This is a genomic window from Mesorhizobium sp. M0018, from assembly GCF_040323955.1.
Classification (GTDB): domain Bacteria; phylum Pseudomonadota; class Alphaproteobacteria; order Rhizobiales; family Rhizobiaceae; genus Mesorhizobium.
Map to the genome: position 1 here is coordinate 43426 of NZ_JAMYVL010000018.1, position 13097 is coordinate 56522.

The window sequence follows — 13097 nt, forward strand, 5'->3', positions numbered from 1 at the left end:
GCCAGGCAGCACGGCTTTGGGCGTCGGCTCCGTCCCATCCTCCAACGGCATCTCCCATGTCAGGGGCGGTAGCCGACAAACTGCCGCCATCCCCTTGCCGATGCGACAAGCCAGCGCAAACAATCCCAAGCCGGAGCGAATGATGAAGCGCTTGATGAAGATTTATCTGGAGAAGCCTGAGCTTGCGGCGGTCGTGTTCCTGCTCCTCCTTCTCCTCGTCTTTCAGATTCGCTCGAACGGCGTATTTCTGAACACACAGAACGTGCGCGGAATCCTTGGGCTGCTGCCTGAAATGGGGCTGGTCGCGATCGGCGTGACCCTGCTGATGATATGCGGCGAGTTTGATCTTTCGGTAGGCTCGGTATTTGCGCTGACCCCGATGACCATGGCGGTGATGCTGGCGGCAGGCGTGCCGTTCGCGCCGGCCTTTGCCGCCGGGCTCGCGATCGCCGCCCTGATTGGCTTCTTCAACGGGTTCATAACGATTCGTTTCGCGATACCGAGCTTCATCACCACGCTTGGCATGCTGTTCATCGCGCGTTCGCTGACGGTGGTAATCTCCGGTGGCTTCCCTCCTGTCATCCCGGCCAACGCTCTGCCGAAATGGCTGTTTACGATCTATGTGGGGCCGGGCGACCTCTTTCGCATGTCGTTCTTCTGGTTTCTCGCCGTGGCAATCCTGGTGACGGTGCTTCTGTCGCGCACGAATTTCGGCAACTGGGTGCGCGCCACCGGCGGCTTTCTGCCCGCCGCGCAATCGATGGGCATCCCGACGGCCCGGGTGAAGGTCGCCTGCTTCATGATCTGTTCGGTGCTCGCCGGCTTTGCCGGCACCATTCAGGTGATGCGGCTTGGCGCGCCGCTGCCTTCGATCGGCGAGGGGCTGGAGTTGCAAGCCGTGTCGGCTGCCGTCATCGGTGGCGCCTCGCTGACTGGCGGCATTGGCACTATCTTCGGCGGCATCATCGGGGCTGCCCTGATCCGCGTCATCGACAACGGACTGGTGCTGAGCCAGGTTGACGCCAACTGGTTCAAGATGGCAATCGGCTTCCTGACTATCTTCGCGGTCGTCGTGAACGCCTGGCTTCGAAAGCGGGGCAGGGCAATGAAGGTGGAGACCTGATCATGGCGGCACCCATCATCGCGATCAAGGGGCTCCAGAAATGGTATTCCGGCGTCCACGCCTTGAAGAACGTCACTCTGGACATTTATCCAGACGAGGCGCTGGGCCTTGTCGGCGATAACGGCGCCGGCAAATCGACGCTGATCAACATCCTGTCAGGCACCCAAAAGCCCGATGGCGGCGAGATCAGGATCGAAGGTGAACCGGTCCGCTTCTCGAACCCGCGCGACGCCATGGATCGCGGTATCGAGACGATCTACCAGTACAATTCGATGGTCCCGACCATGACCATCGCACGCAACGTTTTCATCGGACGCGAACCGGTGAAGGGCTCGGTTTTCGGCATCGGCATCCTGGACCAGAAGCGCATGCGTGACGAAAGCGTCAAAGCGATCGCCGACGTCGATCTGCATCTGAGGTCGCCCGACGCGCTGGTCGGCGAACTGTCGGGCGGCCAGCGCCAAGGCGTGGCGATCGCCCGGGCCATGCACTTCAAGTCGAAAGTCATGATCCTCGACGAGCCGACCAATCATCTCTCGGTCAAGGAGACGCGAAAGGTGATCGGCTTCGTTCGCGCCCTCAAGGCCCAGAACATCACCAGCGTCTTCATCAGCCACAACATGCATCATGTTTTCGAATGCTGTGACCGGGTCGTGGCGATGGCGCGCGGCGAGATCGTTCTCGACAAGCGGATCGGCGAGACTTCGATCGAGGAAATCCACGAGGTTCTGTGACGCGAAGAAGCGGTCACTGGCGAGCCGTTCGGCTGGTAGAGGTCAGTCTGCGCTACGGCTTTTCCGCAAGGATCGCCTCGGCGGTTTTCTCGTCGGTGATCAGCACATCGACGACTCCCAGACGCAACACGGCGCGCAGCACCGGAACCTTGTCGAGGCCGCCGGAGGGCAGGATCACAGTGTCGACGTCGCGCAGATGTTCGGGGGCGAGGCCGATGACACGGCTGTTTAGCGGGTGATCGACGAGTTGTCCGTCGGCGCCGATCCAGTGACCGCAGATATCGCCGACGGCTCCGGCTTTTTGGAGCGATCTGAGATCATTGTCTCCTACCAGTCCGATCCGAAAGATGGTGGCGTCTTTGTGCACCGCGCCCACCGAAACGAAAGCGGCGTCAACGTCGCGGGCGTGGGTGAAGGCGTCTTCCAGAATGGACTGGCGCATAAGCAGATCGCGCGTGGCCTCCGTATCCGTGAACACCGGTGCCGCGATGTAGTAGCATTCCGCGTCGAAGAGCGCCGCGAGCCGCGAGGCGATTTCATAGATGTTGATCGCCGATCCACGCGTGAGCCCGCCAAGCAGGGAAACGACCGACATGCCTTTGACGGGGCGCACGGTCACTGAGCGCAGACTAAGCTGGAGCGTGCGTCCCCATCCCACGCCCACCGATATCCCGTCACGGATTCTATGCGACAGGGCTTCACCGGCAGCGGCTGCGATCACCTGTGGCACCAGGGTAGGATCGGGCGGTGTCGGAACCACGATTGGGTCGGAAACGCCATAGGCGTCCCGCAGCCGGTGCTCCAGCTCGATGCAGTTCGCCACCTTGGAATTGATGCGAATCTGAACGATCCCGCGCTGACGGGCATGCGCCAGCATCCGGTTGACGCGAAGGCGGGTCAGGCCAAGAGACTTGGCGATTTGCGCCTGCGTCAGGTCACCGACATAAGCAAGCCAGGCGGCGCGCACGAGCAGCCCTTCCTCGCGATCGGCCGTGACGGAACTCGTTACGGCTTGGCGGCCGTCGCGTTTCTTTCGCGCTGGTTTCTCCATCAGATCATCCTGTCCACTCCGCGGCAGCGGGTCCAGACCGGCTCGGCGGAGCCATGTGCTCATCGATATGAGGCATCAATCGAGTTTCCCGGCTCCGCTAGCCTCGATGATAGCGGTCGAAGGACAAAACCAGCGGAGCATCATGGCAAATTGCGTCGATGATGGCGCTCGTCAGCGGCAGGCGATCGTGGGGAAGTACACCCCGGGCCATCATATTCTTCAAAGTCGGACCAAGGTCCAGCGCCAGTTGCGCGCCCTCGACCGTGTCTGAACTCATATGTTCGCGCTTCGCCACGGAATAGGGCAGGCCGCGGCCGAGCAGGCGCCCCATGCGACCGTTACGGCCCGCCTGGCAGGTCACGTAAAGATCGCCGGAGCCGGCCAGCCCCAGCACTGTTTCGACCTTTCCACCCAGGGCTTCGACCAGAATCGCCATCTCGGCGAGGGACTGCGAGAATAGCGACGAGGCAAGATTGTGCATCAGTGCGCCATTGGGCGCCTTGCCGTCGCGCTCGAGCAGCCCGACGGGAGCTCCAACGGCGAGTGTGTAGAAATTCTTGAAAGCGGCGCAGATCTCGACGCCGACGAGATCGGATGACGATCGCGCATGATAGAAAGGCGCGCGCAGAATGCGGGACGCCGCGGCCACCTGGTCGGGATCATGCCCGGCCACGATCACTGAGGTGTCGCGCTGCGCCGCCAGTTCGCCGGCAATGCACGGTCCGCCGACGGCCATCACCGGGACCGACAAGCCAGTGCGTTGCTCGATCTCGCGGGCAAGCAGATGTGGCAGGATTTCCACGCCTTCGTCGCTTGCCGCAAGCCCTTTCGTAATCATCAGTATCGGCACGGGCGACTTGATGCTTTCTGCAATGCGGTCGATCGCCCAAGGAATGCCGGCCGACGAGACGCCGAGTACAAGCAGATCGGGTCCATCGTTCATCGCCGCCCCGAATTCGGTCCAGGAACAGGCGGTTACCACATCAGGCAGATTGATGTTGAGGCGTGGGTGATGACTTGTGCTGGCCACGGAGCCGACGATCTCCTCATCGAGATGGGTCCCGACAAGAGTGATGCGGTTACCAGCGTGAGCGGCCGGAAGCGTCATGGCAGAGCCCATGACGCCGGCGCCGAGGATAACGATCCGCGCCATTCAGCTTCTTCCCTTGTCCAGCCGCTCGCCGCTGCCTTCGTCGAACAGGTGGATTCGCTCAGGCGCCGGCTCCACATGGATCACAGCTCCAGGAGAGACCTCCATGCGGTCATGCAGCACCGAGCAGATCGCGGTGTTGCCCATGCTGGCAAAGATGTGGATTTCGGGGCCAGTCGGCTCGACAACCGTAATCCTCGCTGGAATGCCGCGCCCGTCGGCCACTGGTCGAAGATGTTCGGGGCGAATGCCGTAGATCACCTTTTGGCCGGGCCGGACCGCAGCCCCTGGCGGGAGCGGGAGGGATAGCTCGTCGGTCCGCACCACCCAGGCGTCGCGCTCGGAAGCCACCTCGCCATGGAACATGTTCATTGCGGGCGAGCCGATGAAGGAGGCGACGAAGAGGTTTGCCGGGCGATCGTAGACATCGAGCGGGCGCCCGATCTGCTCGATATGGCCGTCGCGCATAATGACGATGACATCGGCCATGGTCATGGCCTCGATCTGGTCATGCGTGACATAGACGGTGGTGGTCTTCAGCCGCTGGTGGAGCTCCTTGATTTCGGTGCGCATCTGCACCCGCAGCTTGGCATCGAGATTGGACAGCGGTTCGTCGAACAGGAACACAGTTGGGTCCCGCACGATGGCGCGACCCATGGCGACGCGCTGCCGCTGGCCGCCCGAAAGCTGGCGGGGATACCGTTCCAGATAGGGTGTCAGGTTGAGGATCGATGCCGCCCACCCGACCTTCTGTTTGATTTCTTCGTTGGGGCGCTTCTTCAACTGCATGGAAAAGGCCATGTTGTCGAAGACGGTCATGTGCGCGTAAAGCGCGTAATTCTGGAAGACCATCGCGATATTGCGGTCTTTGGGATGGAGCATGTTGACGACCCTGTCACCTATGGCGATCTCACCGGACGTGATGGGCTCGAGACCGGCTATCATGCGCAACAGAGTGGACTTGCCGCAGCCGGACGGCCCCAGCAGAACGACGAACTGGCCATCCTCGATCGAGAGATCGAGTCCGTCGATAATCGAGAGGGCGCCATAGTCCTTCTTTATGTTGCTGATGGTGACAGACGCCATAAATTGCTACCCTTCGATTGCCCTTGCCGGTTGGATCTCATTTTCGCCATGCGAGCGATTGGCGATCGGATGCGCTCTCACCATTCGCTCTCCAGAAACTCTTCCAAGAGTCCCGCATCGGCGGCCAGGTTGACAAAGGACCATCGGCCGCGGATTTCTCGCGAATAGCGAATGGCGTCGTGCCAAAGCGCGCGCGGCAGCTCTAGTTCCGCGCCGGTGACCGGCCCTCCCGCAGCCTTGAGTGCTGCCTCCATGCGGGCGACCGGCATTGCCATGGGCCGAACCTCCTGGCGCAGCGCCGGCCAGATTTCCGCAAGCCTGCGGTTGAAGATTTCCGACTGGCTGGCGTCGAGTGCCGTCTTCTTCATCTCGGCAATGCAAAGTGGTCCAAGCTGCGCGCCATAGCGGGCCAGCATCGCCGCTTCGTCGATGGCGGTCGGCTTCACCTGCGGCGGCTCTTTCATGTCCAGCAGCCGCGCTTGCAGACGCGCCATGACCAGCGAGGCAACCCCGACCTGCTGGCCGTGCGTGGTGCCGGGATGACGCTCTCCCGCGAACATGTCGACCCAATGGGAAATCTGGTGCTCTCCCATGGACCCGGGATGGGAAACGCCGGCAAAGCACACGCCCATCGAGCACAGCGTCAAGACGCGCTGGAGATGCCCGACAGCGGTGACGTCATGCCTGGCAAGGCCAGGCGCATGGGCCAGCATCGGCTCCTCATCGCCCGCCTGCAGCAGGTAGGGCACCTCGGAATAGTAAGTGTCGAACAGCCGATGCGAAGCCCACCAGTCGATCTGGGCCGTGGAGCGGCAGAGGCTGTCGCCAAGCCCGGCGGCGCTGAGCCAGGCGGGCGCTGCGGCCGACACGCCAAGGTCCAGGAAGATGCCCCGGGGCGCGTGTGAAGGCAGCGAGATCTTGAGCCCGGAGGCCAAGGTCACCGACGCTGTCGAGGCGCCGTAGCCATTCATCGAGGCGGCCGTGCCGAAGACGGCATAGGGTCGCTCGTCGAGGAAGGTTGCATGCTTGCAGCTGTCATTGAGGACGCCCGACCCGACGGCCACGACCCCTTCGGCGTGACGTGTCTTCTCCCTGACCATCTGGATCGTCGCCTCATCACAGTCGAGGCCGTCAGGCAGCACGATTTCGTCGATGTCGGCGATGGCACGCAGCGCCTTCGCGACGCGCCTGCCCATCACATCGACGGTGTTGATATCGGAGACCACGGCGATGCGGCTGCCTAGCTTCAGCGGCGCAACGAGATCCGCCTCGCGGCCTTCCGTCGTCTCCAGCAATTCGATGGTCTGGAACGGCAGGACCGCGGCCGCGCCTGTCTTGGGATCTGTCCAGCGTCCAGCGACAACGTCCTCGATCAACGCGCTCCAGTTGGTCGCTTCAGCCATGATCGGCCTCCATGAAGGCCGCGAGGCGTTGGTTCCAGGCTGCAAGCGTTGGCCAAAGATCAGCATGGATCGCAAGAAGTTCGGCGTAGAGCGCGGCCCGTTTCGTGTCCGGTTCGAAGGTTTTGGCCGGCTCGCTGGCCATTGCGAGCGACGCTTCGGCGATCGTGGAAAACCAGCCCACCCCCTTTGCCGCCGCCATCGCCGCGCCTAGCGAGGAGGCTTCGACGGTCGTCGAACGCTTTATTGGACGATCGAGTGCATCCGCCAGAATCTGCATCCACAGGTCGGACTTCGCTCCTCCGCCGATGGCTATGAACTGGTCGATGGTCTGGGCGGCAGCCGCAGCCGCCCGCTGACTTGTCGCGGCCTGATGCAGCGCTATGCCTTCGAGCACGGCGCGATAGATGTCGCCGCGGCGGCTCGAGCCCGAAAGCCCGGCAATCACACCACGGGCCGCACTATCCCAGTGCGGGTCCATGACGCCCTGCCAGTAGGGCAGGAGCATTATGCCGCCTGCGCCGATCGGGCTGGCAGCGGCTTCGGTCTCGAGCGCCTCCAGCGCATCGCTTGCGCCATGCAGATCGACGCCAAGCATTTCGCGCGCCATCCAGTCGACAAGAAAAGTGCCGGCGCGAAGGCACGTCTCGTAGATGTAGCCATTATCGGCGACCGCCGTTTCGGTGCGGAAGGCCTGGTCGTGGACGTAGTCCGTGCCGAAGCTGCCGGAGACGACCGCCGTGCCGAGGTTGATGTAAGCGCATCGCGGCTGCAACACACCAGCGCCCGTGCCGGCGCATTGACCGTCGCCGCCGCCGGCGACGATCGGCGTGCCCTCGCGCAGGCCCGTCGAAATGGCCGCTTGCGACGTCAGTTGGCCCAGAACGGTGCCGGGCCGCGCCAGATCCGGCATCATGCGCCGGGCGACGCCCGCTGCCTCCAGTATATCGTTCGACCAGTCCATAGCCCGCATATCGAGTATGCCCATCGGGTCGGCGGATGCGGTGGACGTCACCCACCGGCCGCTCAAGCGAAAGACCAGATAGCCGTGGACTTCGGCCATCCGCTCCACGCGGGCAAAAATCTCGGGCTCTTGCTCGCGGAACCAGATCATGCGGTAAAGGCAAGGAATGACGTCCAGCGGCTTGCCGGATATTGCGTGGACGCGTGCCGCGCCGAAACTCTCGCCGAAGCGGCGTGCTTTGCCACGGGCGCGCTCATCGAGCCAGAGCGTCGCCGGCCCGACCGCTTCGCCTTGCTCGTCGAAAAGTCCGAAGCTCTCGCGCTGGTTGGCAATCGCGAGGGCGGCAATGCGTGCCGGCGAAACCGTTGACGTCACGGCGCGCAGCGCTGCGACCGTCGAGGTCCACCACTCGGCCGGATCCTGCTCGAAATAGCCCGAACGCGGGTTGGACATTGCAAGCGGTGCACGACCTTCGGCCACGGCCAGACCATTGCGGTCCCAGGCGATCGCCTTGGTTGCCGAGGTCGAGGAATCAATGCCGATGACGAGATCAGGAACCATTGCCGCCACGTTGCCAAACGGCGAGGGCGGCCGAAGCCGCCTTCGCCCAAATCACCGACCAGCCGCTAAAGACCGGCGTCCTTGACTTTGCCGTCGACAATGCCGGCAATGGCATCGAGGCACGCCTTGGCATCGCCGCCATAGTCTTGGCCCGTAAGCAACTTGCCGAGCTCAACCGGAATGTCGTTGTTCGACAGATCCGCCCAGATCGGCATGTCCGGCTCAGATCCCATCTGATTGTCGATCGTGTATTTGATCGCGTCGAAATGGCGTGTCGTTCCGGGGCCGACAACAGCCTTCGCCTTGACCCGAGGATCTGTAAAAGAGGAATTGCGCATCGGCGAGGCGCCGCCGCCGAGCGTCGATACCCGCGCCATGACATCCTTCGAGCAGACCCACTGCATGAACAGCCATGCCGCTTCCTTGTTCTTGGAATATTGCGACAGCGAGATCGTCGAGCCGCCCTGGTGGCCGACGGCCGGGATTTCGTTGAAGCCGCAATCGGCAGCGGCGCGACGACCAGGAACTTCCTTGGGCGCGGGCAGGGCCTCGAACAGGCCTTTGACCTTGGAATCCTTGGCATCGAAGCCGGGGAAATCCTCGCCCCAGGTGATTGCCATGGCGGCTTGTCCCTGTGTCAGGGCCTGTCCTTGGCCGTCCCAGGTCCAAGTCGTCGCCGACGGCGGCGAGTTCTTGACCAGCTCCTGATAGAATTTGAGCCCGGCCACGCCGCGCTCGTCATTGCCGACAAACTTCTTGTCCTTGTTGAAGACAGAACCGCCATGGCCCCACAATGCGAAGGTCCAGTCGCATTCCAGCGAATAGTGGCCGGACTTCGCCTGGCACGCGGTGCCGAAGATGCCGTTGCTCTTTTCTGCCTCTGTAAGCGCCTGGACGGCCTTGAGGTAGGCGTCGAGGTCTGTCGGCAGGGCAATGTTGTGTTTGTCGAAAAGATCCTTGCGGTACATCAGGATGAAGATCGGAATATCGAATGGAATTCCGCACTGTTTGCCGTTGTACATGGCGATGCCGTCGACCAGCGGCTTGGAGAAATCGTCCCAGTCGAAGTTCGGCATCGCCAGTTCTTTGTTCTGGTCGTAATACTCGCGCGGATCGACGACATCCTGGGCAAATGTCGCCATCCAGGACTGGTCGAGATAGTAGACGTCATAGGTGCCAAGCTGGCCCTGTACGTCTTGCGTCGCCTTGGCGAGAACCTGCTCCAGCGGCACGATCTCGACTTCCACCTCAATGCCGGTTGCCTTGGTGAATTCACCCGCGACAAGCTGGTTGGCAACAATCGTTGGCGGCGTCGCTTCCGACGTGTAGCGGATTTTGGTGCCGGCATATGGTTTGCCGACGTCGGCCAGCCACTTCAGCATATCGGCGTCCTGGGCGCGGGCTTCTTCAACCCCGAGGCCCAGCATCCCCCGACTGGTGCGGCCACCACCTAGCATGGCCGATCCGAAGGCGGAAAAGCCGACACCGGCGAGCGCCATCTTCCTCATGAAGTCGCGTTTGGTTATCCGGCGCGCCGTAAAGTCATTGCAGGTATCGGCTACGAATGTCTTCTTGTCGTGTTCACTGAAGCTCATGATCGTTCCTCCATTGCGTTTTTGTCGTCGTTCTTCTCGTCAGCGCCTCACTCCTTCAGCGATCCGAGGGTGAGGCCGCGGACCAGATGCCGTTGAACCAGCAGGATAAAGATGAAGCTGGGTATGATCGCGGACGTGCCGAGCGCTGTGATGTAGCCCCACTCGGTCGCGGTCGAGGTGACAAAGGTCGAGATCTTCACCGGCACAGTGCGGATCGACGTTGTCAGGAACAGTGAGAGCAGGAACTCGGTCCACGAAAAGATGAAACACAGCACGGCCGTCGCAGCGATGCCGCCCTTGACCATGGGAAGGACCACGCGTCGGAACGTCTGCCAGCGCGTCGCGCCGTCAATAAGCGCCGCCTCATCAACCTCGCGCGGAACATCGTCGAAGAACGACTTCAAAAGCAGAACCGCCAGCGGCAGGTTGATCAAACTGTGAACGAGGACGAGGCCCGTATAGGTATCGCGCAAGCCGAGATCGCGGAACATGAAAACGATTGGAATGACGATCGCGATTGGCGGCATGAAGCGCTGCGAAAGAATCCAGAACAGGAAGGACTGCTGGCCGCTGAACTGCATTCGCGACAGGCAATAGGCGGCCAGGGTGGCCAGCAGCAGCGTCAGCGCCGTAGATCCGACGGCTATGATGGCGCTGTCGAGCAACGACTGGCGGGAATCGTATGAACTGGCGCCACCCTTGATCACCCCGGCCGCCTCGCCGCCCTGTTCCATGCCGATGTCGACGCGTGAGACGCCAAGCAACGTCACGCGGTAATTGTCCGGCGTCGGTGTGAAACCGACGTAGACCGGTCCGCTGCGGTCGAAGATCGCCGAATAGGGTTTGATAGACGACAGCGCCCACCACGCGATGGGGAACATGAAGATCGCCACCACCAGAACGGCGAGCACGTCGCGGGCGATCGTTTGGGCGCGCGACGACTCCATCAGAACCTCACCTTGAACAGCCTGACGAAGAGATTCGACACGACGATCAAGACGACGAGCACGATCAGCGACAGGGTCGCGGCATAGGGGAAGTCTCCGGTGAAGTAGATACGGCCAGCGTAGAACGAAAGCGTCTCGGTGGCCGTGCCTGGCCCGCCGGCGGTGATGATGTAGACGTAGTCGTAGATGCGAAAGAGATCGACGCCGCGGATCAGCACCGCGACCGCTATCACCTTGCGCAGCATCGGCAATGTGAGCCGCAAGAACGTCTGGATGCCGTTGGCACCGTCGATCGCGGCTGCCTCGAAAGGTTCCTTCGGCAGCGCCCTGAGCCCTGCCAGGATGATGAGCACCATGAACGGCGTCCATTGCCATATGTCCGCCAGCAGGATCGCCGCCAATGCGGTTCCGGGCTGCGTCAGGATCGGCTGTGCCGGCGAGATCAGGTCGAGGGCATAGAGGTAGAACGACAGGACGCCGAAAGAGCCGTCCTGCATCAGCAGGAACATCATTCCGGTCACCGCAGGCGGCACCACCAGCGGCAGTGTCATCAGCGCCCGCAGCACGCCGTAACCTTTGCGATCGGTGTCAAGCAGAAGCGCGATGAGGATGCCGAGCGCAAGCTGAACCGCAAGCGCGACGAAGGTGTAGATCAGCGTGGTTTCCAGCGAATGCCACATACGCGCATCCGAGAAGGCGCGCGTCCATTGGTGGAGCCCGGCGAAGTCGAGCTGACGGGAAACGACATTGCGTTTGTGAAGCGACAGCCAGACCGAATAGGCGAGGGGATAGATGCCGAAAACGAGAAGCATCACCGTGATCGGCGCGAGCCAGGGGAAAGGATGCTCGGCCGTCATGAACCGGGGAAGGGCCCATCTGGGCGCTTCGCGGGTCACGGTCACCGTGCTCACGCGCAAATCTCCGCTCGGTCACACAGACGCATCGGCCTTCTCCCTATCGGCCAGATTGTGCCAACTTGAACTTTTGTAAGTTTGTTGTGCCTTTTGTTAAGAACGTGTCGGACGGCCGCCGATTTGTCAAGTGTCGGTTCAGTCAGGCTCAAGGGATTTGCTCGTGGTCCCAGAGGATGCGTGATCGCCGAGTATGGAGTTGTTTTGGAGGAAACGCCGCCGGCAAATGCCGTGCACCAGCCTCAAACGCGCTCAGGGCCGCCGCCAATTTTGGCTGCAACATCCTTGGCCCTCGAACTGCGCAATTAGCGCTAAGATGCGATAAACTGCGCAGTTACAATAAGACCCTTTTCGTTACGAATTTACAAATGCTTAACCCTGATGCCGTTTCGAGCTTAGTTGTCCGCGGACAACTCACAGGGAATGCAGGAGAACACCTCAGACAGAGCAGTGGTTGTCCGCGGACAACCAAATGGCGCCAGGTGGAACGATGAAGGATCGATTGCTATGATGGCGCCGAAGTCCACCGCCGGCCTCCGGACACCCCATCTCATTACGCGGCTTCCAGTCCGACGGCCGGCTGCAGCATTGTGAGATACTCGGCAGCGGCCTGCGCCTTCGCAGCGGCCGTGATGATGGCTCTCTTGTCACTCTTAAGGACGGCGAGCCAGCTCGCCAGATAGGCGGCTGTGTTGTCGCGTGGATCATGCGCCACGCCCAGGTCGGCACACAGGAACGATGCCGCGAGCTCCGCAACAAGCTCCTCCACGGCGTAGCCTTCACTGCCGAACCTGCCCGTCAGATCGCGGTCCAGGCGATGCTTTGCGCCGGACCAATGCGAAACCTCGTCTAGCAAAGTCGAGTAAAGGTGAACCTCGCTGTCGAAACGCCCGCGGTCAGGCATGAGGATGTCGTTGATGCTGGGCCGGTAGCAAGCTTTGGCACCACCGTAGCTGACGCTTGCGCCGATGTTCTGGACGAAGCTCTCGAGGGCCTCGATGTGCGGAGCCGGATTGCCGAGAGCTCCTCGGCGGGGCTGAAGAAGCGATCCGGTATGTTCTCGATCTGCTCAATATTGAAGACGGTGTAGCCCTTCAGATATGGAATCGCGCGGTCTTCGTCATCGTCGTGATGCTTCGGCGTGAACGTGCCATATTTGACGACGAGGGTGCCTTTTTCGCCCTTTCGGGCTTGACCACCGAAGTCCTGCGCCTGCCGGTAGGTCATCCAGGTGTTTTCCTCGCAGCCTGAGCCGAACTCAACGTGGGCGGAACCTGAATGTTGCAAAGTGAGGATCGGCATGGCTGGATACGGTGACGATGCAGGCTCCACGGCCTATGCGACGGCAGGCAGCTATACCTGCCAGCAGGCACGATCGCAGCGGCGCGCCACGCGGCAGCGCCTATATTGACGGCCCCTACGGCATGCTTCCCCAGCGTGCCCACGGGGGCTTGGCACAGCCACGGGCTTGGCCTCCACCGTGTACGGCGCGACGCTCGCTAGCGATCTGACCCTGCAGCGGGTGATCGATGCCTCGTATCAGCCCGCGTACCTCGAACTGGTCAATCCGGGCTC

General features: G+C 61.9%; 10 protein-coding genes and 1 pseudogene. 2 read left to right on the forward strand and 9 right to left on the reverse strand.

Annotated elements, in window-relative coordinates; translation table 11 throughout:
• The first annotated feature begins 142 nt into the window (after nucleotides 1-142).
• Both NKJ81_RS23030 and NKJ81_RS23035 read left to right on the forward strand, forming a co-directional pair.
• Nucleotides 143-1123, forward strand: a complete 981-nt coding sequence (locus NKJ81_RS23030; RefSeq protein WP_352541847.1) for an ABC transporter permease — start codon at nucleotides 143-145, stop codon at nucleotides 1121-1123.
• A gap of 2 nt (nucleotides 1124-1125) precedes the next feature.
• Entirely contained in the window at nucleotides 1126-1857 is a 732-nt protein-coding gene (locus NKJ81_RS23035) for an ATP-binding cassette domain-containing protein (protein WP_254819755.1), read from the forward strand.
• Between the two features lie 52 nt (nucleotides 1858-1909).
• On the opposite strand, the gene NKJ81_RS23040 is transcribed toward NKJ81_RS23035, so the two are convergent.
• The 9 genes and pseudogenes from NKJ81_RS23040 to NKJ81_RS23080 all read right to left on the reverse strand — a co-directional run.
• Nucleotides 1910-2908 (reverse strand): sugar-binding transcriptional regulator, encoded by a 999-nt coding sequence (locus NKJ81_RS23040; protein WP_352541848.1) that lies wholly within the window; start codon nucleotides 2906-2908, stop codon nucleotides 1910-1912.
• Between the two features lie 97 nt (nucleotides 2909-3005).
• On the reverse strand, nucleotides 3006-4061 hold the full coding sequence (locus tag NKJ81_RS23045; RefSeq protein ID WP_352541849.1) for a hypothetical protein: 1056 nt from the start codon (nucleotides 4059-4061) through the stop codon (nucleotides 3006-3008).
• Nucleotides 4062-5144: an ABC transporter ATP-binding protein gene (locus NKJ81_RS23050; RefSeq protein ID WP_352541850.1), complete on the reverse strand. Its 1083-nt coding sequence runs from the start codon at nucleotides 5142-5144 to the stop codon at nucleotides 4062-4064. It lies immediately after the preceding gene.
• A gap of 77 nt (nucleotides 5145-5221) precedes the next feature.
• Nucleotides 5222-6547: an iron-containing alcohol dehydrogenase gene (locus NKJ81_RS23055; RefSeq protein WP_352541851.1), complete on the reverse strand. Its 1326-nt coding sequence runs from the start codon at nucleotides 6545-6547 to the stop codon at nucleotides 5222-5224.
• Complete coding sequence (locus NKJ81_RS23060; protein ID WP_352541852.1) at nucleotides 6540-8069, reverse strand: xylulokinase; 1530 nt, start codon at nucleotides 8067-8069, stop codon at nucleotides 6540-6542. Before NKJ81_RS23060 ends, NKJ81_RS23055 begins: the two co-directional genes overlap by 8 nt.
• A 65-nt stretch (nucleotides 8070-8134) precedes the next feature.
• Nucleotides 8135-9664: an ABC transporter substrate-binding protein gene (locus tag NKJ81_RS23065; RefSeq protein WP_352541853.1), complete on the reverse strand. Its 1530-nt coding sequence runs from the start codon at nucleotides 9662-9664 to the stop codon at nucleotides 8135-8137.
• Nucleotides 9665-9711: 47 nt separating this feature from the next.
• Complete coding sequence (locus tag NKJ81_RS23070) at nucleotides 9712-10611, reverse strand: carbohydrate ABC transporter permease (RefSeq protein ID WP_352503255.1); 900 nt, start codon at nucleotides 10609-10611, stop codon at nucleotides 9712-9714.
• Nucleotides 10611-11522 (reverse strand): carbohydrate ABC transporter permease, encoded by a 912-nt coding sequence (locus tag NKJ81_RS23075; RefSeq protein WP_352474341.1) that lies wholly within the window; start codon nucleotides 11520-11522, stop codon nucleotides 10611-10613. The genes NKJ81_RS23070 and NKJ81_RS23075 overlap by 1 nt, the downstream gene beginning before the upstream one ends.
• Nucleotides 11523-12075: 553 nt before the next feature.
• Nucleotides 12076-12773: pseudogene (locus tag NKJ81_RS23080) on the reverse strand (ArdC family protein); the annotation flags it as partial.
• Between the last annotated feature and the right edge of the window lie 324 nt (nucleotides 12774-13097).

Excerpts from the sequence above, each read along its gene's own strand:
- NKJ81_RS23055 (WP_352541851.1), bottom strand. The coding sequence starts at position 6,547 with ATGGCTGAAGCGACCAACTGGAGCGCGTTGATCGAGGACGTTGTCGCT.
- NKJ81_RS23030 (WP_352541847.1), top strand. The coding sequence starts at position 143 with ATGAAGCGCTTGATGAAGATTTATCTGGAGAAGCCTGAGCTTGCGGCG.
- NKJ81_RS23060 (WP_352541852.1), bottom strand. The coding sequence starts at position 8,069 with ATGGTTCCTGATCTCGTCATCGGCATTGATTCCTCGACCTCGGCAACC.
- NKJ81_RS23070 (WP_352503255.1), bottom strand. The coding sequence starts at position 10,611 with ATGGAGTCGTCGCGCGCCCAAACGATCGCCCGCGACGTGCTCGCCGTT.
- NKJ81_RS23050 (WP_352541850.1), bottom strand. The coding sequence starts at position 5,144 with ATGGCGTCTGTCACCATCAGCAACATAAAGAAGGACTATGGCGCCCTC.
- NKJ81_RS23040 (WP_352541848.1), bottom strand. The coding sequence starts at position 2,908 with ATGGAGAAACCAGCGCGAAAGAAACGCGACGGCCGCCAAGCCGTAACG.
- NKJ81_RS23045 (WP_352541849.1), bottom strand. The coding sequence starts at position 4,061 with ATGGCGCGGATCGTTATCCTCGGCGCCGGCGTCATGGGCTCTGCCATG.
- NKJ81_RS23065 (WP_352541853.1), bottom strand. The coding sequence starts at position 9,664 with ATGAGCTTCAGTGAACACGACAAGAAGACATTCGTAGCCGATACCTGC.
- NKJ81_RS23035 (WP_254819755.1), top strand. The coding sequence starts at position 1,126 with ATGGCGGCACCCATCATCGCGATCAAGGGGCTCCAGAAATGGTATTCC.